The organism is Butyrivibrio sp. (genome assembly GCF_017433805.1).
Classification (GTDB): domain Bacteria; phylum Bacillota; class Clostridia; order Lachnospirales; family Lachnospiraceae; genus Butyrivibrio.
On record NZ_JAFRGN010000027.1, the window covers coordinates 14,045 to 35,928 of the forward strand.

At 41.9% G+C, this 21,884-nt stretch carries 14 protein-coding genes; 13 read left to right on the plus strand and 1 reads right to left on the minus strand.

What is annotated here, in order from left to right:
- Positions 1-44: 44 nt before the first annotated feature.
- The 5 genes from IJI01_RS06935 (at position 45) to IJI01_RS06955 (ending at position 11,595) form a co-directional block, all read left to right on the plus strand.
- The gene (locus IJI01_RS06935; RefSeq protein WP_292187842.1) at positions 45-7,883 is read left to right on the plus strand and encodes an InlB B-repeat-containing protein; all 7,839 of its coding nucleotides are present in this window, start codon (positions 45-47) and stop codon (positions 7,881-7,883) included.
- 100 nt (positions 7,884-7,983) lie between these two features.
- Positions 7,984-8,283: an ATP-dependent Clp protease adaptor ClpS gene (locus tag IJI01_RS06940; protein ID WP_292187844.1), complete on the plus strand. Its 300-nt coding sequence runs from the start codon at positions 7,984-7,986 to the stop codon at positions 8,281-8,283.
- 1 nt (position 8,284) lies between these two features.
- Positions 8,285-10,510 carry an AAA family ATPase gene (locus IJI01_RS06945; RefSeq protein ID WP_292187846.1) on the plus strand — a complete coding sequence of 742 codons (2,226 nt, stop codon included), beginning with the start codon at positions 8,285-8,287 and terminating at the stop codon, positions 10,508-10,510.
- A gap of 14 nt (positions 10,511-10,524) precedes the next feature.
- On the plus strand, positions 10,525-11,172 hold the full coding sequence (aat, locus tag IJI01_RS06950) for a leucyl/phenylalanyl-tRNA--protein transferase (RefSeq protein WP_292187849.1): 648 nt from the start codon (positions 10,525-10,527) through the stop codon (positions 11,170-11,172).
- Between the two features lie 120 nt (positions 11,173-11,292).
- Entirely contained in the window at positions 11,293-11,595 is a 303-nt protein-coding gene (locus IJI01_RS06955; RefSeq protein WP_292187851.1) for a hypothetical protein, read from the plus strand.
- A 79-nt stretch (positions 11,596-11,674) separates the two neighbouring features.
- Here IJI01_RS06955 and IJI01_RS06960 read toward each other — a convergent pair whose 3' ends face one another.
- Positions 11,675-12,112 (minus strand): PH domain-containing protein, encoded by a 438-nt coding sequence (locus tag IJI01_RS06960; protein ID WP_292187854.1) that lies wholly within the window; start codon positions 12,110-12,112, stop codon positions 11,675-11,677.
- Between the two features lie 233 nt (positions 12,113-12,345).
- Between IJI01_RS06960 and IJI01_RS06965 the strand changes: the two genes are divergently transcribed.
- The 8 genes from IJI01_RS06965 (at position 12,346) to fucO (ending at position 21,750) form a co-directional block, all read left to right on the plus strand.
- Positions 12,346-12,555, plus strand: a complete 210-nt coding sequence (locus tag IJI01_RS06965; protein WP_292187857.1) for a hypothetical protein — start codon at positions 12,346-12,348, stop codon at positions 12,553-12,555.
- A 188-nt stretch (positions 12,556-12,743) separates the two neighbouring features.
- On the plus strand, positions 12,744-13,232 hold the full coding sequence (locus tag IJI01_RS06970) for a MarR family winged helix-turn-helix transcriptional regulator (RefSeq protein WP_292187860.1): 489 nt from the start codon (positions 12,744-12,746) through the stop codon (positions 13,230-13,232).
- A 41-nt stretch (positions 13,233-13,273) separates the two neighbouring features.
- Entirely contained in the window at positions 13,274-15,022 is a 1,749-nt protein-coding gene (locus IJI01_RS06975; RefSeq protein WP_292187863.1) for an ABC transporter ATP-binding protein, read from the plus strand.
- A 13-nt stretch (positions 15,023-15,035) separates the two neighbouring features.
- Positions 15,036-16,952 (plus strand): ABC transporter ATP-binding protein, encoded by a 1,917-nt coding sequence (locus IJI01_RS06980; RefSeq protein WP_292187866.1) that lies wholly within the window; start codon positions 15,036-15,038, stop codon positions 16,950-16,952.
- Between the two features lie 155 nt (positions 16,953-17,107).
- A complete protein-coding gene (locus tag IJI01_RS06985) occupies positions 17,108-17,659 on the plus strand; it encodes an ECF-type riboflavin transporter substrate-binding protein (RefSeq protein WP_292187869.1) in 552 nt (183 codons plus the stop codon).
- Positions 17,660-17,670: 11 nt separating this feature from the next.
- Positions 17,671-19,383, plus strand: a complete 1,713-nt coding sequence (locus IJI01_RS06990; protein ID WP_292187872.1) for an ABC transporter ATP-binding protein — start codon at positions 17,671-17,673, stop codon at positions 19,381-19,383.
- Positions 19,380-20,207, plus strand: a complete 828-nt coding sequence (locus IJI01_RS06995; RefSeq protein ID WP_292187875.1) for an energy-coupling factor transporter transmembrane component T family protein — start codon at positions 19,380-19,382, stop codon at positions 20,205-20,207. Before IJI01_RS06990 ends, IJI01_RS06995 begins: the two co-directional genes overlap by 4 nt.
- A gap of 397 nt (positions 20,208-20,604) precedes the next feature.
- Complete coding sequence (gene fucO, locus IJI01_RS07000; protein WP_292187878.1) at positions 20,605-21,750, plus strand: lactaldehyde reductase; 1,146 nt, start codon at positions 20,605-20,607, stop codon at positions 21,748-21,750.
- Positions 21,751-21,884 lie beyond the last annotated feature (134 nt).

A 21,884-nucleotide genomic window follows, 5' to 3' on the forward strand; every position in this document is an offset into this window, starting at 1 on the left:
CTAAAACTCCAAACGAGTCAAATACTTATGAGGAGGAAGATGTTATGTTAAGAAAATGGAACCGTTTTTTAGCTTTTCTATTAGCAGTAGCTCTTATTGCAACCACTTTTCATAGTAATCTTGCAAGCATCAGAGTTTTTGCTGAAGGTGAAGATACTGTAGAAACTCCTGCAGATCCACCAGCTCAGACAGAAGAGCCTGCAGTAGAACCTGAATCTGATCCGAACCCGGAACCAGCGGGCGAACCGGCAGAACCAGAAACTACGTATGAAGAGCCTGCACCTGCAGATACTCCAGCTCCAGCCGATGATCCCAATCCTGGAAATGAAGATACTGCAAATGTAGAGCCAGAAACACCTCAGACACCACCAGCAGATACTGCTGTAGATGAAGCAACAGCTGGTATAACAGATCCAGCTGAGCTTCCAGAAGATGGTGATGGAACGGCAAAAGAAAACGAAGCTGAGGATGATGATGCAGCAACACTCGCTTCTTCTATTGAAGAAGAAATAGAGGATGATGCGGCAGCACTTGGATCATCTGAAGAGGAAGAAAAAGAAGAAGAGAAAGAGCTTGAAGAAAAACTTGTAACAGTTACTTATTCAGCTCAGCTCGGAGGACGTGTTTCAAAAGCTTCCGAGACAATCGACATTAATGATAAGAATGCCAAGTTTGAAGGTTCAACAGCATCAGCTGTAAATCAGTACTATCAGTTCATGGCATGGGTTGATAAGAATGGAAACACAGTTTCTACAGAAGCAACCTTTGTTCCAGCTGAAGTAGAAGAAGATACATCTTTTACAGCTACATTCGAGAAGCTTTCAAACATGCCGGCACAGGATTTCTCAGGAAGTGCAGGCGGAATGAACGTATCAGTATCAGCAGATGATGGCGTTTTCCCAGAGGGAACAACAATGACAGTTACTGCTATTGGCGACGATGAAGCTATGGCAGCAGCTACGGACGCCCTTGGAGATAATGTTAAATCTGCAAAGGGTGTAGATATTACATTTAGAAACGCAGAAGGCGAAGAGGTTGAGCCAGCTAATGCTAAATACGTTCACGTATCAATTAGCATTGCAGATAGTCTTGAAGGTGAATCCTTTAGCGTAGTACATAAAGATGACAACGATAATGTATCAGTTGTAGGTTCTGCAAGTGAAAGTGGAGCAGAATTTGATGCAAACTCCTTCTCTGTTTATATCGTAGCAGGTGAAGGTCAGGAAGATCCTGAAGCTGTTGCAACACGTACCTATAACTTCTATGCTTCAAAATCAGACTCAACACCTTTAAATACACAGACTGTAAAAGAAGGTGAAACAATTTATACACCTGGTATTCCAAGTCTTACACAGGATCAGGAATTCTTTGGATGGTACCGCGAAGTAGGTACTAACAAGATTGCCATTGATTTTTCTCAACCTGCTACAGATGTTCAGCCACAGGAAGTATTTAACTGTTATGCAGATATTGAGACTACATATTATGTAACAATGGTAGGACCTGACGAAGAAATCGTTCAGGTTAAGAAAAAGACAGTTAAAGATGGTGGCGATACTAATGTAACACTCACAGACGTTTATGTAACACCTGATAGTGCAGAAAAGGTATTTAAGGGCTGGACAACTGTTAAGAATAAGCCAACTCCTGATACCAGACCGATTGTTACTTATGTTGATGCAGCAGTTGATAAGACTGTCTATGCAGTAATAGTTAGTGGACATTGGATTCGCTTTGATGAAAATGATGGCGGCTCTGGCGGTGGTGCAAGCTATACCGGACCAGTAGCAGTTATGGAAGGTGAGTATCCAATTGATTCTAAGCCTGCAAATCCATCAAGACCAGGATATGAATTTGGTGGCTGGTACAAACAGGCCAATGGTCAGGATGGCGGAGTAGTTGAATCTTCAGTATTTAACTGGAATGAGTATCTTAATGCAGATGTTACTCTCTATGCTAAGTGGACAGCAGCAACTACTACCAATTACACAGTAGTTATCTGGCAGCAGCAGATAGAGAATGCTTCAGCGTATGATTACGTTGAAAGCCATACTGTAACAGGTACTACCAATGCGACAATTACTGACAACATGCTGAGAACTTATACCAATAATCCTGCAACAGGATTCCAGTATAACAGCGACAAGAAGAGAATAGTTTATGGCTCAGATGAAAAGACAACTACTGTAATCAGAGCAAAAGGTGATACAGTTGTTAATCTGTATTTTGACAGAAAGACTTTTACACTGACCTTTAAGAATGGTAATTCAACAGTAAAGACAATAACAGCCAGATATGGTGAGAATATTGAAAGTAATTTCCCAATTAAGGTAGGAAATACCACCTATGATAATTCATGGGAGGTTACTAGCAATTCTCAGACCTATGAAAAAGGTCTTTTGATAGTTGTTATTGATAAGATGCCTGCAGAAAACATTACATTTAAAAAGCACAGTAATAGCAACTATACACAGATAATGAATTATTATCTGGAGGCTGTTGAGGGTGAAAGCTATACTCACTCTTATGGAGGACTTCATTTTAACCTTTATAAGACAGCAACAGCTCATTATGGCGCTGTAACTTATGATGAAGACTTCATATTATTTGAAGGCTTTGATAGATTTGGATCAAATCCTTCGTTTAATTCATCTGGAAGGGCTCTTGTTAATCAGAGTGGAACCATAAACTTCTATTACAAGAGAGTAACGAAACGAATTGACTTTAAAGATAACTACAATGGAATCACATCTGATGTACCAGGTGTAGATAGTAGTTTCTCATCGATTCAGTATGGTAAGAACTTATCATCATACAAGAGTCTGGCACCAACACTTCCTGATAGGGAAGGCTGCGAATTTAAAGGCTGGTACGAAGACCTGAATGGTAATGCACCATTTAACTGGAACAGCACAATGCCTAATGCCAATAAGGTATTGTATGCACATTATGAGAAGGTTCAGTACCACGTACACCTTAATCCAAACGGTGGTACTCTTACCGATGGTCAGGAAGAAGATTTTGATCTGGATTATGGCGAGATTATCAGCAAATCATCACTTGATAAGACCACAAAGACAGGCTATGAGCTAGTTGGATGGTTTGATGATTCAACAGGATTTGCATATGGCTACGGCGCTGTAACCAGCAATGTAAATCTTACAGCTAAGTGGAGAAGCCCTGGTACAGTAAATGTTAAGTACTATGCTGGCGACTTTGGATCAAATCCTCCAGTAGATAATTATGACTACTACAAGAATTCTACAGTAATAGTTAAAGGAGCGCCTGCAAGTATTGCGGAAGGATATACATTCATTTGCTGGAAGGTAAATGGAGTAGGAGATCCTCTTTATCCAAATAACAGCTTTGATATTGACACTACAATTATATCCGGCAATGAAGTTAAGCTGATTGCTATATATGAGAAGAAAGGCGCAGGTGGAACATCAACTGAGAACACCACTGTTACATATGTTCCAAATGGTGGAACAGGAGAAGCTAAGACTTTCACATATAGAAAGAACGAAGCCTTTAACGCACTTACACTTGCTGACTCAGGATTCTCACGCTCAGGATATACATTCCTTGGATGGGCAAAGAGTGCAGATGCAACTACTGCTTGGGTAACAGAAGGAACACTTATAGCAGCAGATAATCTTCCAGATCCTGATCACAATATCCTTTACGCAGTATGGAAACAGGATATTAAGGTTACAGTAACTATTACAGGAAATACAGATACAGTAAACTATAACGGATCTGAGCAGAGTGTTACTGGATACTCAGTTGCAATCGCATACTCAGCAAATGGTAGCCCAATTGAAGGTGGCGGATACAGCGAATCAGATTTCACATTCTCAGGCGAAGCGGTTGCAAAGGGCACAAATAAGGGTACATACCAGATGGGCCTTGCACCTTCACAGTTTACAAACAATAATACAAACTTCGCAGAAGTAGTATTTGTAGTAAATGATGGATGGCTGAAGATCAATGCCAAGACAGCAGCTGTTACCATTACAGGTATTAAAAAGAGTGCAGATTACGATGGTACAGAGCATACAGCATCCGGATATACAGTATCAGGTGACAGCATAGACGAGTCCAAGATCGTATATGACGGAGAGGCCATTGCTAAGCAGACAAATGTTGGAACAAAAGTTATGGGACTTTCTGCAGAGAAGTTCTCCTACAGCGATCCTAACATTACAGTAACCTTTACAGTAGCATCTGATGGTTCCATGACAATTAAGCCTATAAATGTAACAGTTAACATTGTAGGTCATCATAATTCAACTGCTTATGATGGGCAGATGCATAGCGTATCAGGTTACGAAGTAGAAATACAGAATAGTCTCTACAAAGAAGCAGACTTTGAATTCTCAGGAACTGCATATGCGGAGAGAAAACTCCAGGGTACCACTAATATGGGCCTTGCAGCTTCTCAGTTTACTAATAAGAATAGCAACTTTGGAATAGTAACCTTTAATGTAACTGATGGTTATCAGGAGATCACTCGTAAGGGATCAGTAGTAGTTACCATTACTGGTCATCACGATACAAAGGTTTATGACGGACAATCCCACAGCGTATCAGGATATGATGTGGAAATCAGTAGTGACCTTTATAAAGAAACTGACTTTTCATTCTCAGGAGGTAAGGTTGCGGAAAGAACTGATGCTGGTAAAACAGTCATGGGACTTAAGCCAGAACAGTTCACAAATACTAATGATAACTTTACAGATGTAACCTTTAACGTAGTAACTGATGGTTACATGGAAATTACACCAATTAACGTAACAGTAAATATCATAGGTAATAAGGGAGAGAAGCCATATAACGGATCAGAGCAGAGCGTTACAGGATATACAGTTGGCGAAATCAGTAGTTCTCTTTACAAGAAAACAGACTTTACATTTAGCGGAGATGCTACTGCAAAGGGAACCAACAAAGGAACATATCCTATGGGACTTTCTGCAACACAGTTTACTAATACCAATCCTAACTTTGGTACAGTTACATTCGCTATAGATGACGGTTCACTGGTAATCACAGCAGTTACAGCAACAGCCAAGATTATTGGCCACAATAATACTACTGACTATGATGGACAGCTGCATACAGTAACTGGTTATGATGTTGAACTTCCAGCAGGATCTCTTTTGACAACGGCTGATATCAAGATTAACGGAAGTGCTTCAGCATCCAGAACAGATGCAGGTACAACTAACATGGGACTTACACCTGAGATGTTCAGCGTAGAAAACGCAAACTTCTCCAGCGTAACCTTCACAGTAGAAGATGGATATCAGACAGTTAATCCTATCGATGTAACAGTAACAATTGAAGGCCATAAGGACAGTGTAACCTACGACGGAAATCCTCATATGGTATCTGGATATGATGTTAAGTCCATAAGCAGTAGTCTCTATACAACAGCTGACTTCACATTTAATGGACCTGACAGCATAACACAGACTAATGCTGGAACATATCCAATGGGCCTTGCAGCATCTCAGTTTACTAATACTAATAGCAACTTTAAAACAGTAACCTTTAGTGTAACTGATGGCGAACTTAAGATCAGTCCTATCGACGGCGTAACAGTTACTATTAAAGGTAATACAGCTAAGGTTGACTACAAGGGAACTGAGCAGTATGTAACAGGATACAGCGTAGCATTTAGTAACAGTAAGTATACTGAGGCAGATTTCACTGTTGCAGTAACTGCAAAGGCATCCGGAACTGATGCAGGCACATATGCAATGGGGCTTGCAGCGGATAAGTTTACTAACACTAATAGCAACTTTACAAACGTTACCTTCGACGTAACAGACGGCTCACTGGTAATTGAACCTATATCAGTAACAGTAACTGTTGTCGGACGAAATGACACTAAGACCTATGATGGTAATAGCCATACAGTTTCTGGAATTGACTACGAATACAGTAACACCCTTTATAAGAGAAATGACTTCAACTACTCAGGTAATCAGCAAGCAACCAGAACAGATGAAGGCACAACTTATATGGGAATTGATGAGACAAAGTTCACAAACGTTAATAATAACTTTAAGAATGTAAAATTTAACGTAACTGATGGCTTCATAAAGATCGTTCCTAAGGGTAAGGTAGTAGTAACCATTACAGGTAAAAAAGCTACAGTAGATTACAATGGAACAGAGCAGAAGGTAGAAGGCTACACAGTAGCAATAAGCGATCCTCTTTACAAAGAGGCAGACTTTAGCTACACCGGAGAAGCTGTTGCTAAGGGAACAGATGCAGGCACATACGACACTGCTATCGACAAGACTAAGTTCACTAACAACAACAGTAACTTTAAGGACGTAACCTTCGAGGTAGTGCAGGGTGCTCTGACAATCAATCCTATAGCAATGAAGATTACCGTAACTGGTAATAATGACACACTTAAGTACACTGGAGCAGAGCAGAAGGCACAAGGCTTTGTAGCAACATCAGACAGCACCTTCTTTGACCAGACTAAGGTTAAATACAGTGGAACTGCAGAAGCTAAGGGTACAGATGTTGGAACATATAATATGGAACTGGATGTAACCAAGTTCTCATATAATGATCCTAACTTTACAGGTGTAACCTTCGCAATCGACGCCGATGGATTCCTTATCATCGATCCAGCTGATGTTACAGTAACTATTACTGGTAAAGAAGATACTCTTGAATACAACGGTAAAGAACAGGAGATCACAGGCTATACACCTTCAACAACAAGTGACATTTACGACCTTAGTAACGTAACAATGACAGGCGAAGCAAAGGCAAAAGGTAAGCGCGTAGGCGATTACAACATGAACCTTACAGCGGAGCAGTTCACAAACAATGATGATAACTTCAATGTAACCTTTGTTATAGAAGATGGTATTCTTCACATCATAGACAGAGCAGAGAAGTATATTATCACAGCAACAACAAACGACGTAGAAAGAGAGTATAGCGGCGAGGTTTACTCAGGCTTTGGATTTAGCGTAACGGGCGGCAAGAAGGTTAATCAGGAAGGCAATGCTATAGCTAACATAGTAAACTTCATTAGCGGAATTCTCAGACCTATCAAGGCATCAGCAGACGATGGAACTACTACAGATCCTACAGTTATCGTCGATGGAGTTAAGTACACAGTAACTGGACTCTATGTTGATGCATCAGGAAGAGACGTTGGAACATATCCTCTTACAATCAAAGGATCAATGGTTGTCCTTGATGAAGACGGACAGGATGTGACAGGTCAGTTTACACTCGAAGTAAATGAAGGAAATCTTGAGATTACTAAGAGACACATCACAGTAACATCAGGAAGCGCTACAAAACCTTATGATGGAAATCCTCTTACAAGCAGTGTAATTACAACTGATAAGTCATGGGGAACAGGAGATGCAGTTGGATTTAACATCACAGGTTCTCAGACTGAACAGGGTACAAGCAAGAACACATTTACATTAGTTCCTGCAGCTGGTACAGATCTTGAAAAGAACTACATAGTAGATACAGTATTTGGAGACCTTACAGTAACTGCAGCAGTTACACCTCCAGGAACAGATCCAACACCAGGTGACGACCCAACACCTCCTACACCACCAACACCACCTACTCCTGCAACACCTACTACTCCTACAACAACTATTGTTGATGCAGCAACACCGCTGGCACCAACAGCACCTGTAGCACCAGTTCTTGATGCGGCGGTTCTTGGAGCAACAAGACAGCAGTCAGGCGCAGCAGTTCTCGGAGCAAGACGAGCAAAGACAGAGGATGCAACAAATACAATTCCTAGAGTATTTGCAATCATCGCAGCAGCTGCAATATTGGCAGCACTTCTCGCAAGCTTCAGAAGAAAGGAAGAGGAGCAGTAAAGATTTATATAAATAAAACTGAATAATTTCCACACGGGGCAGGCCACATGGCCTGCCCCATTTTCTGCTATAATTATATCTGTGGAATGGAGGATACATTATGGCAACAGGAAGTCAGACCAAAGAAAAAACGGGCAGCAGGATCAAAGAGCCCAGACAATACAACGTGATAATGCTAAATGACGATTTCACTACAATGGACTTTGTAGTTAGCGTTCTTGTGGATATTTTTCATAAGGATCCCGTAAGCGCCGAGGCAATAATGCTGGGAGTTCATAAGAGCGGCCAGGCGGTTGTGGGTAAGTACCCTTATGACATTGCAGTTACAAGGGTCAATAATGCTCTTGCAAGGGCCAAAAAAGAGGGATTTCCCTTCAGGATGACAGTAGAGGAGGCTTAATATGGATCTTTCAAAAGAGGCATCTTTAGTATTTCAGAATGCCATAGCTTATGCCAATAAATACAAATATGAGTATGTGACTCCTGAGATGATCCTTCTCATGATCCTGGATGATGACGTGTTCGCTGAGGCTTTTGAGGAGTGTGGAGGAGATCTTACTATTTTGAGCAGTAACCTTCAGAAATATGTTTCTGAGTACGTGGATAAGATAGATAATAAGGAGATTTTATTGTCTACAGGTACTAATTTTGTCCTGAATTTCGCGGGCCAGAGTGCATATAGCAGTGGAAGTGACATGATTCATGTCCGCCACCTTGTTCACGCCATCTGGAATCTCGAGAACAGCTATGCTGTTTACTACATGGAACAGCAGGATATCACAGAGGCGGATGTACTCCAGCAGATGGCCATAATCGAGGATGAAAATGCGGCAGAAGCTATTTCTGAGGACATAGATGGCAGTATTAAGACCAAAGAGGATAAAGCTGGCCTTAGCCTTTATGCTCCGTGCCTTAACGATGTATTAACAGATGTTAATCCCCTTATTGGCAGGGAAAAAGAGCTGGAGAGAACTATTCAGATACTCTGTAGAAAAGATAAGAATAATCCGCTTCATATCGGCGAAACAGGCGTTGGTAAGACGGCTATAACCTACGGCCTTGTACAGCGCCTTAAAAGCGGCGATGTACCTGATGCTATAAAGGGCGCCAAGGTCTTTTCACTTGATCTTGGTGGAATGCTTGCTGGAACTCAGTACCGTGGCGATTTTGAAAAGAGATTTAAAAAGGTCTTAACAGAGATTGGCAAAGAGGAAAAGCCAATAATATACATAGATGAGATTCATAATCTGGCTGGCGCCGGGGCAGTAGGAGAAGGCTCTTTTGACGCTTCAAACATGCTTAAACCTTACCTTACAGACGGTCATATCAGATTTATTGGTGCTACAACCTTTGAAGAGTACAAGAAGTATTTTGAGAAGAATAAAGGCCTTGTAAGGCGTTTTCAGAACGTAGAGATAAAAGAACCTACCGAGGAAGAAACAGTCGAGATTTTAAACGGTTTAAAGGCCAAATACGAGAAGTATCACGGGGTTAAATATGCCAAGGGACTGATGGAATATGCAGCCCATATGAGCGCCAAATTTATTAACGAAAGATACCTTCCTGACAAAGCAATTGACCTTATCGATGAAGCTGGCTCCTATAGGAAACTCCATCCCCTTTCTCAAAAGACTCAGACAGTAGATAAATCAGTTATAAATGAGATTCTTACAGGCGTTTGCAGAGTTCCGATAGAGACAGTTGATACTGACGATGCAGCTGGACTGGAAACACTTGAAGAGCGCATTAAGACCAGAATATTTGGTCAGGACGAGGCTGTATCGCAGGTTGTAAATGCAGTTAAATTCTCTAAAGCGGGACTTATCGAGGATGGTAAGCCTCTTGCAAGCTTATTGTTTGTAGGCCCTACTGGTGTCGGCAAGACAGAGATAGCAAGGACTTTGGCAGATGAGCTTGGAGTTAAACTCATTAGATTTGACATGAGTGAGTATGGTGAAAAGCATGCTGTTGCCAAGCTGATCGGATCTCCAGCTGGATACGTCGGCTACGAAGAAGGGGGGATCCTCACAGAAGCCATCAGGAAGAACCCTTCATGTGTACTTCTTTTGGATGAGATAGAAAAAGCTCACGCTGACATTTATAACGTACTCCTTCAGGTAATGGATTATGCAACTCTTACTGATAATCAGGGCAGAAAAGCAGATTTCAGAAACGTAGTAGTTATCATGACTTCTAACGCCGGCGCTAACAGACTTGGAAAGAGCGGAATAGGCTTTATCAGCGAGAGCATGGATGAGAGCGTACTTACAGAAGCTGTCAAGAACACTTTCCAGCCTGAATTCAGGAACAGACTTAACAAGATTGTTGTATTTAACAGCATGGACGATGACATGGCCTCTATGGTTGTTGATAAGAAGCTAAAAGAGCTTTCTGAACAGCTACAGGCCAAGAAGATCACACTTTCAGCTGATAAAAAGGCCAAAACTCTTCTTAAGACCAAAGGTGTCAGCCAGGAGTTTGGGGCAAGAGAAATCGATCGTGTCATTAGAAATGATGTTAAGCCATTATTTGTTGATGAGATTTTATTTGGCAAGCTTAAAAATGGTGGAAAGATCAAGCTTACGACCAGAAATAAGGACTTTGTCATAGAAACCAGTAAGAAATAATACGAGATAAAAATATGCCTGTATTTGCCCTTAATGAAAACGAAATATCTTTTCCACTTCCGCAGCTTGCTGAGGATGACGGACTTCTGGCTGTAGGAGGAGATTTATCCAGAGAAAGGCTTGTTCTGGCTTACTCCAACGGTATATTTCCCTGGTATAACGAAGGCCAGCCAATAATGTGGTGGTGCCCCAAGGAGCGCTATATCATACGACCAGGCAATGTTCATATATCACATTCCATGAAAAAATTCATGAGAAAGCATGATATTCGGGTTGAGGTTAACAGGGATTTTTCTGATACCATGCACAGATGCAGGATAAAGCGTGAGTTTGCGGAAGGCACCTGGATCACAACAGATATGGAGAAGGCCTACGCTGATCTTGCAGCTAAAAATCTGGCTCTAAGCGTTGATGCTTTTATCGATGGGGAGCTTGCAGGCGGTTTATATGGCGTGAGCCTTGGAAGATGTTTTTTTGGTGAGAGCATGTTTTCAGATATGGAAAATGGCTCCAAGCTGGCGCTCATAGGACTTTCGCAGATACTTGCTGAAAATGGCTATGTCTTTATAGACTGCCAGTTTCATACAGATCATCTGGAAAGTATGGGCGGAGAGCGGATAACTTATCAGGAATATAAGGAATTACTGGATAAGGGATTATGAATTAATTCAAAAACGCTTGGTTGCTAATATTTGCGATATGAGTTATCATAATATTGAGAAAATATAGCCGATATATAAATATATACATGACTATGATAAAGAGAAAGCGAGGTATTCTCTATGTATATAGCAATGCAGACAGCTGATAGTAACGGAACACTCAATACTGAGATCAGTACATTTTATGGTATCAGGTATGATACAAGATATCGAGCAGCTATTCTTTCCACAGAGCATCTCAACCATGACTACGTAATTCCAATGGATCCTAATGACTATGAGGCAGCTGTCAAACAGATACTTGCTGCAATGGCTGCTAATGCCCAGATGATCAATCTTGGTGATAGCATAGTAAGCCGTGGCAGAAAGGGTGAAGCAAGACAGGTTAAACCTCAGAAACTGACTATCAAGACTACAATATAATATAAGATAAGGCAAAAAGAAATCCGCTACATTTTGTTTGTAGCGGATTTTTTATGATCATGTAATTTGAACCTTAGTTTCAGGTCATATCATCAATATCTGTGTTATCGTCAGCATCAAAGCCGATATTCTGCATATTAACGGTTCTGCGGCGGATTCGGGCAGCTTCTGATGCCTGGAAGAGGAAATCCTTGATCTCTCTGCCGTGTTTGATGTTCTTGAGGACAATTGTCTTGTCAGTTACATCTGATGTGAAAAGAGTGATGGTGCTAAGACCAGCCATTCTCTGCCAGAGAGTACTTGTAATCTCAACGTCAGTGATCTTGTACATGTAGCAGTCATCCTCTGTCACTGTGAAAAAGCCTTTGATGATAGTCAGAATGTTCTCCCTGATCTCATATTTGGTAAAAGTCCAAGGAAGACCAAGGAAAAGAAGTCTTTTTCTCTCGTTATAGCAAAGCTGTCCTTTTGCTTCTGTTGAATGAGCATACTGCTCAGGATTAACTATTTTTGTCATTTCCCCTCCTGAAATAATGTATTAAGTTTATGAAATTTGAATAAACATGAATAACTGTTGTTACCCTTATATAATAGCATATACCTGTGTTTGGGGAAATATTAAGCAAAAAAAGAACATTGTTTACGATTTGACGTGTAGCAAATACCTAGATAAAATAAGACAAAGACATTGATAATACTTAAGTTTTGACCTATTTTCTTCGATATATTTTGTAGAGGAAGGTATAAAGTATGGATGCTAATGGACTTAATGCTGAGCAGCAGGCATTACTTGCCAGCATAATGGGTAAATCTTCACAGGCAGGCGGAGGCGGTGGATTTTCTCCATCACAGGTTCAGCCTGCAGCTACAGGCGCGCCAGCGGCAGCAGCTCCGGCAGATTCCGGTAAGATGCTCTCACAGGCTGAGATTGACGCGCTCATTGCTTCTATGGGCAACTAAATGGACCATGGGGACGGGGTTCCTGGTCCATTTTTTTATTTTGTGAAATATTTATGACGTTATTGACAATATGTAGTTAGCTACGTATCATAGGATATGTAATTAGCTACATATTGTTTTTTTATGTGATTTGTTTGTATATGCCACGTGGGCAGGCGTAAATGCTCACAGAATACGAGAGGTAGAGAATGACTTGTATTAGCAAAAAGGTGGAGTTCCAAAGGGACAAGGAACACGAATCAACTAGTTTTAAATTCAAGCTCATTCATGAGGCCTTTGCTAACATGTTCAACAGGCAGTTAAGGGAAGATGATATGACTTTTTCACAGCTTATGGTCATATCAATTTTGTGGGAGAGACGTGATCAGAAGGTGACACAGAAGGATATTTCCGAGGCACTTCACATCAAGCATCCTACGACAATAGGTCTTTTGAAGAGGCTTGAGGAAAAAGAAATGGTCAAGATTGTGGTGGATCCTGAGAACAGGAAATATCGCAATATTGCCATTACTGAAAAGGGGGAAAAGTTTATTGAAATGAACAAAGAGCGCAGAAATAAGATGAATGCCATTTTAGTAGATGGAATGAATGAGCAGGAAGTCGAAATGCTGCGCAGTCTTTTGGACCGTGTTATAGATAACATGGCCAGCATGAATTCAGGCGATGAGATTGCCTGAAGAGAAGGAACGCAATTTATAAAATCTAGGAGAGAGGATATATGGTTAAGACATTATTAAAAGAACTTAAAGAGTACACATTGCCATCTATTTTGACTCCACTGTGTATGATTGGTGAAGTTTTATGTGAGATGGTAATTCCCATTTTAATGGCCAGAATCGTCGATTATGGTATTTATGGACAGGATATGGGAGTTATATTCAGAACAGGCGGAATGATGGTCGTAATCGCCATATTTGGCCTTCTGGCAGGTATTGGAGGTGCATACTACGGGGCAAATGCATCAGCCGGCTTTGCCAAGAATCTGAGAAAGAAAATGTTTGATAATATTCAGACCTTTTCTTTTTCTAACATTGATAAATTCTCGACTTCAGGTCTTGTAACACGACTTACAACAGACGTTTCTAACCTACAGAATGCCTACATGATGACACTTCGAATGGCTATGAGAGCGCCTGCATCACTTATAATTGCCATGGTTGCAGCATTTACCATCAGCGCCAAGATCGCAAGTATCTACCTTGTTGCGGTTATTTTCCTTGTGATCGTTATGCTGTTCGTTATGACAAGAGCAACCAGATATTTCAAGCAGGTATTCCAGAAATACGATCAGCTCAATGAGAGCGTTCAGGAAAACGTATCAGCTATCAGAGTAGTTAAGGCTTATGTTCGTGAGGACTTCGAGAACAAGAAGTTCAAAAAAGCTGCCGAGAATATCTACAACATGTTTGTTAAGGCCGAGATGAACGTAGTATTCATGAGCCCATTTATGACAGCTACAGTTTATACCTGTATTCTTCTGGTGAGCTGGGTTGGTGCGCACATGATCGTTGGCGGAGAACTCACAACTGGTCAGCTCATGAGTCTTTTGACCTACTGCATGACAATCCTCATGAACCTGATGATGCTTGCTATGATCTTCGTAATGCTCACAATGGCGTCAGCTAGTGGCAAGCGTATCGCAGAAGTTATTGAGGAAAAGAGCTCCATCACTAACGGAAGCAATCCTGTCATGGAAGTTAAGGACGGAAGCATTTCTTTTGACCATGTTGAGTTCGCATATAACGAGGATTCAGAGGAACCTGTATTAAAAGACATAAATCTTGAGATTAAGTCAGGTGAGACCATTGGTATCATCGGAGGAACAGGTTCTGCCAAGTCTTCACTGGTTAACCTTATCAGCAGACTTTACGACGTATCAAACGGCTCTGTAAAGGTTGGCGGAGTTGATGTCAGAGAATATGATCTTGAAACTCTTAGAGATCAGGTATCAGTAGTTCTTCAGAAGAACGTTCTTTTCTCAGGGACAGTTCTTGATAATCTTCGCTGGGGTGACAAGAATGCCACAGAGGAAGAGTGCAAACGTGCATGCCAGATGGCCTGCGCCGATGAATTTATAGATAAGATGCCAGACGGCTACAACACTGTGATCGAGCAGGGCGGAGCCAACGTATCTGGCGGACAGAGACAGAGACTTTGTATTGCCAGAGCGCTTCTTAAAAAGCCTAAGATCCTCATTCTGGATGATTCAACAAGTGCTGTTGATACTAGTACAGATGCCAAGATCAGAAAGGCATTTGCAGAGGAAATACCTGGAACAACCAAGCTTATCATTGCTCAGAGAATCGGATCTGTTCAGGGATGTGATCGCATAATTGTCATGGATGATGGTAAGATTAACGGATTTGGAACTCATGAAGAGCTTCTTGCAAGTAACGACATTTACCGCGAGGTATACGAGTCACAGACTGGTGCAAGTGGCGATGCTGATTTTGATCAGGCGGGCTGAGAGGTGATAGATTATGGCAGAAAAGTTTAATAGACGTGGAAAACCAATGCCCAAGGTAGAGAATCCTGGGAAATTGTTTAAAAGAATAATGAGCTATGTGTTTAAGTTTTATCCAGTGCACATGGTAACAATCGTAATATGTATTTTTATAACTGTATTTTCAAGTGTTCAGGGAACTCTTTTTACCAAGACACTTATTGATGATTATATCCAACCAATGCTTGATAGTCACAGCACGGATTATGGCCCGCTTCTTGGAGCGATGGCAAGGGTTGCGGTGTTCTATGCTATTGGTATCATCGCTGCATTTACACAGCAGAGAGTTATGGTATTTATCAATCAGGGAACACTGAAAAGACTTCGTGAAGAGCTCTTTGAGCACATGGAGAGCCTTCCTATCAAGTACTTTGACACTCACGCCCATGGCGATATCATGTCAATATACACTAACGATATCGATACCCTGAGACAGATGATCAGCCAGAGTATTCCTCAGCTTCTTAACTCTGCGATCACTATCGTGAGCGTATTTGCATCAATGCTGGTTCTGAGTGTTCCGCTTACAATCGTTACAATCGCAATGGTTGGAGTTATGCTGTTCTGCTCAGCCAAGGCTACAGCTTCTTCTGGTAAGAACTTCGTAGCACAGCAGAAGAATATCGGAGCTCTTAACGGATTCATCGAAGAGATGATGACAGGCCAGAAGGTTGTCAAAGTCTTTAACCACGAGCAGGAGAGCATCAAGAGATTTGATGAACTCAATGAAGAGCTGTTCCAGAGCGCATTTAAGGCTAATGCATATTCAGGAGCACTTGGACCTATCAATGCTCAGCTTGGTAACACAAGCTACGTACTCTGCGCTATGATCGGTGGAGCCATTGCTCTTTCTGACAGCGTTGCGGTTGGCTTTACAGTAGGTGCGCTTGCCAGCTTCCTGACCTTTAACAGGAGCTTCTCAATGCCTATCAACCAGGTGAGTATGCAGTTTAACTCAATCATCATGGCTCTTGCAGGTGCTGAGCGTATCTTTAAGCTCATCGACGAGGAGCCTGAGACTGATGAAGGCTATGTAATGCTGGTTGACGCACAGGAGAAGGACGGACAGGTAGTAGAAGCTGACCACCACACAGGAAAGTGGGCATGGAAGCATTATCACAAGGCTGATAACACAACAACCTACCAGCCTATGGAGGGTGATGTTACCTTCAATGGCGTAGACTTCGGATATACAGATGAGAAGATGGTTCTGCATGATATCGTTCTTCATGCTCATCCAGGTCAGAAGATTGCCTTTGTCGGCTCAACTGGTGCAGGTAAGACAACTATTACCAACCTGATCAACAGATTCTATGATATTCAGGATGGTAAGATCAGATACGACAATATCAATATCAACAAGATCAAGAAGGCAGACCTTCGTCGTTCTCTTGGTATCGTTCTGCAGGATACACATCTTTTCACAGGAACGGTTATGGAGAATATCAGATATGGTAAGCTCGATGCCACAGATGATGAGGTAATTGCAGCAGCCAAGCTTGCTAATGCGCACAGCTTCATTAAGAGGCTACCTGAAGGATATGACACAATGCTCACAGGTGATGGAGCTAATCTTTCACAGGGACAGCGCCAGCTTCTTGCAATTGCTCGTGCAGCCATCGCAGATCCTCCAGTTCTGATCCTTGATGAGGCTACATCTTCAATCGATACCAGAACTGAGAAGATTGTTCAGGATGGTATGGACAAGCTCATGAAGGGCAGAACAACCTTCGTTATTGCCCACAGACTTTCAACAGTCCGCAACAGTGACTGCATCATCGTTCTTGAGCAGGGACGCATTGTGGAGCAGGGAACTCACGACGAACTCATCGCCAAGAAGCAGAGATACTACCATCTCTATACCGGCATGAAGGAAGAGGGAGTTACAGCATAAAAGAATCAGGAATCTCACAGATAATTTTTATCTGTGAGGTTCTTTTTTGTTGTACAACTGCCTCTTAATGGCTGTATAATGGTTGTGTATTGTGTAGGTAACACATGCGAAGATAAACATATTCACAACGTAGGGGACAATAGGAGGAATTTTGTATGAAAAAACTTTCAGTAAAAACAATTGTTGCAATTGGTATCGGTGCAGCTCTTTTCTTTGTACTTGGCAGATTTGTAGCTATTCCAAGTCCTGTACCTAATACTAATATTTCAATCCAGTATGGTCTTCTTGCATTTATCGCAGCTGTATTCGGACCTGTTGCTGGTGCACTTGCAGGACTTATCGGTCACTTCTTCATCGACTTCAGCTATGGTTGGGGAGTATGGTGGAGCTGGGTTATCGCTTCTGCTGTATTTGGATGCCTTATGGGCGTTGCTACAATGCGCCTTAAGATTGACGAGGGCGAGTTCGGCACTAAGGGAATCATTACTTTTAACGTAGGCCAGGCTATTGCACACCTGATCTCATGGGTTGTTGTTGCACCTGTTCTTGATATTCTTATGTTCCAGGAGCCAGCTAACAAGGTATTCCTTCAGGGCGTTACAGGAGCTATCATCAACATCATCACAACAGCAATCGTTGGAACACTTGTATGCCTTGCATACTCCAAGGCTATTCCTAAGAAGGGCAGTCTTAAAGAGGAAAATTAAGCGATTTATTTATGAACGATGTAATTATTGAATTTAATGATCTTGGATTTCAGTATAGAGCGCAGGCAAAACCTACGCTCTATAATATTAATCTGAAAGTTAGAAAAGGCGAGAAGATTCTCATTGCAGGCCCATCAGGCTGCGGCAAATCTACCATGGCAAGTCTTATTAACGGACTTATTCCAATTTCCTACAAGGGAGAGATTACAGGCTCTCTTTTGATAAAAGGAAAAGAATCTCGGGAAATGTCCATGTTTGATATCTCACATATCGTGGGAACAGTGCTCCAGGATAGTGATGCCCAGTTTGTTGGTATGACCGTGGCTGAGGATCTTGCTTTTGCGCTTGAAAACGACTGTATTCCTCAGGACAATATGAAGAACAGGGTAAAAGAGGTTGCGGAGATTCTGAATCTTGGCAGCGTGCTTCGCCATGCTCCATCAGAGCTGTCCGGTGGACAGAAACAGCGCGTATCAGTTGGTGGAGTTATGGCCAGTGATGTGGAGCTGTTCCTGTTTGACGAGCCTCTGGCTAATCTTGATCCCAAGACTGGCAAGCAGGCAATAGAGCTTATCGATGAACTTCAGAAGAGGACTGGCGCTGCGGTTATCATAATCGAGCATCGCCTGGAGGATGTGCTCCACAGGCCTGTTGACAGGATAGTTCTCATGAATGAGGGACGAATTGTCTCTGATACTACTCCTGATGAGCTGCTTGCTTCAGAGAATCTTGCAAACTGTGGTGTTAGAGAGCCTCTGTATCTAACTGCGCTTAAATATGCCGGCGTAGATATAAAGGCTGAAATGCACCCGGCATCTCTGGATGAGCTTACTTTATCTGAAGCTGATAAGAGCAAGATCAGGGCATTTTTTGAGCAGAATAATAAGGTAAAAGAAAAGGCGGATAGCGAAGAGCTTCTGACTGTCAGAGACCTTTCTTTTACCTATGAAAAGACAAATAAAAAGACTCTTGAGGATATAGCAGCATCCATCCAAAAGGGTGAGATGGTGGCTGTTGTCGGCACTAACGGCGCCGGTAAATCCACATTTTCCAAGGTTGTCTGCGGAATGGAAAAAGAGGACAGCGGAGAAATTCTCTTTAATGGTGAGGATTTCAGGAATCTTTCCATCAAGGAGCGAGCCGAGCATGTGGGCTATGTCATGCAGAACCCCAATCAGATGATCTCCAAGGTTATGATATTTGATGAAGTTGCCATGGGCCTTAGACTTCGCGGAGTTCCTGAGGATGAGGTTAAGACCAGAGTTGAGAAGGCACTTGAGATCTGTGGCCTTTACAAGATGCGCAACTGGCCGATTTCAGCTCTTAGTTATGGCCAGAAAAAGAGAGTAACAATCTGCTCTATTCTGGTGCTGGAGCCGGAGCTTATGATCCTGGATGAGCCTACAGCAGGTCAGGACTATAGGAACTATACACGAATCATGGAATTCCTAAAGAGCCTCAATGACAGGGGAATTACCATTGTTATGATCACCCATGACATGCACCTTATGCTGGAGTATGCGGACAGGAGCATTGTCTTTAACGGGGGAAGGATAATAGCAGATAAGAGCTGTGCTAAGGTTCTGACAGATACAGATATTGTCGACAAGGCGAGCCTTAAGGAAACCAGCCTTTATCACCTTGCAGGGCTCTGCGGAATATCCGATGGAACAGCCTTTGTTCAGGGCTTTATTGATTACGAGAGGGAAAACGTCAGGAAATGAATAATCTCTTTAACTATATAGAAAAAGAATCACCTATACATGGACTTACAGGGGCTACCAAGCTTGTATGCCTGCTTCTATGGAGTCTTGCAGCTATGACAACCTATGACACCAGACTGCTTCTTGTTCTGGCTGTTCTTGGCATAGCTCTTTTCCCTATAGGCAGAATCGGAGTTAAGGATGTGTCATTTATGCTGTGGTTTACTCTGGTATTCCTGGTGCTGAACACAGTGCTGGTGTATCTTTTCTCGCCTCAGCATGGAACGGAGGTTTATGGGACCTGTACCTATCTGTTCGGACTTTCAGGACACTTTGCGCCGACGGCTGAGCAGCTCTTTTTCCAGCTCAACTATATTCTCAAGTACTTCGCGACTATTCCATTTGTGCTACTGTTTGTTTGCACCACCAATCCAAGCGAATTTGCAGCATCTCTTAATAAGATTGGAGTGAGCTATTCTGTTTCTTATTCCGTTGCTCTGGCCCTTCGTTATATTCCTGATATTCAGAAGCAGTATCACGAGATCAGCCAGGCATCCCAGGCAAGGGGCGTTGAGCTTAGTAAAAAAGCTTCTCTTGTAAGCAGACTTAAGTCGGCTTCTGCGATTTTGGTTCCACTTATCCTCAGCAGTATGGACAGAATCGAGATAATATCCAATGCTATGGAGCTTAGATGCTTTGGTAAGAATAAAAAGAGAACCTGGTACATGGCCCAGAAATTCAAAGCGCTGGACTATGTGAGTATGATTGTGTGTGCACTTCTACTAGTGGCATCAATTACGCTTACACATATAAACGGCAGCAGGTTCTATAATCCGTTTAAATAGAAAATGTAACATGTTATTAAAAATCCGCAGTTGATGCGGATTTTTTTATTTTATCAATGTATTTTCCCAGATTTGCATCGAATTTTCTGTTTTGTCCATAATAGATGCTAGTTTAGATGTTTTTTTCATGCCTTAGGCATCAAAAAAATGGATTATAGTATTATTGATGAGAATTCTTTTCTAATATGCATTTTTAGTGCATCAATAATCAACAATTCCCGCATTATTGATGCAGCAATGTGAGAAATTAGTTTAAATGATCGAAATGGCTATGAAATACTTTCTGATAAACGAGAAATACGTTTGATAGTGATGTACAATAATAGAACTGACATGAAATTGTCAGACAACTATTATTGCAGGGGTATGCAAAAAGTTTAAAGGAGGGTAATTCAAAATGGCAGATCGTATCGTATTAAACACCGTGTCATACCACGGCTCAGGGGCAATTAAGGAGATTGTTGGTATTGCACAGAGCAAGGGATTTAAGCATGTGTTTGTTGCTTCAGATCCAGACCTTATCAAGTTTGGGGTAACTGCTAAGGTCACAGATCTTTTGGACGAGGCTAAGATTCCTTATACCGTATATTCCAACATTAAGCCTAATCCAACTATTGAGAACGTTCAGAGTGGTGTTAAGGCATTCAGGGAGTGCGGAGCAGATTCTATCATCACAATCGGTGGTGGTTCTTCTATGGATACAGCCAAGGCTATTGGCGTAATCATCACAAACCCTGAGTTTGAGGATGTAAGATCTCTTGAGGGCGTTGCTCCTACCAAGAATCATGCAGTTCCTACAATCGCAGTTCCTACAACAGCCGGAACAGCTGCTGAGGTTACTATCAACTACGTTATCACAGATGTGGAGAAAAAGCGTAAATTCGTTTGCGTAGACACCAACGATATTCCAGAAGTTGCTATCGTTGATCCAGATATGATGAGCTCAATGCCTAAGGGACTTACTGCTTCTACAGGTATGGACGCTCTTACACATGCTATCGAGGGCTATACAACAAGAGGCGCATGGGAACTTACAGATATGTTCCATCTTGAAGCTATTAAGCTTATTGGCGCTAACCTTCGTGATGCTGTTGAGAACAAGCCAGAGGGAAGAAAAGGAATGGCTATGGCTCAGTACATCGCAGGAATGGGCTTCTCAAATGTAGGTCTTGGAATTGACCACGCTATGGCTCATACTCTTTCAGCATATTACGATACACCACATGGTGTTGCATGTGCTATGTTCCTTCCAATCTCCATGGAATTCAACCGTGACTTCACAGGCGAGAAGTACAGAGAGATTGCAAGAGTTCTCGGAGTTAAGGGCGTTGATGAGATGTCTCAGGAAGAGTATCGAGACGCAGCAATAGGCGCTGTTAAGCAGCTCTCCAAGGATGTTGGAATCCCAGAAAAGAACGAGAAGATTCGCGAAGAGGATCTTGATCAGCTTGCAACAGACGCTCTTGCAGATGCTTGCTATCCTGGAAACCCAAGAGAAGCAACCAAAGAGCAGGTTATCGAGATGTTCAGAATGTTGATGTAATTAGTAGCATAACGTCTTGGTGAGTTACAAGTAAAACTGAATTAAATGTAAATTGTCCGCGCTGCATATGATATGTGGCGCGGATTTTTTTGTTGCAATATCGAAGGGTAATTGATATATTATTGATGCACTGT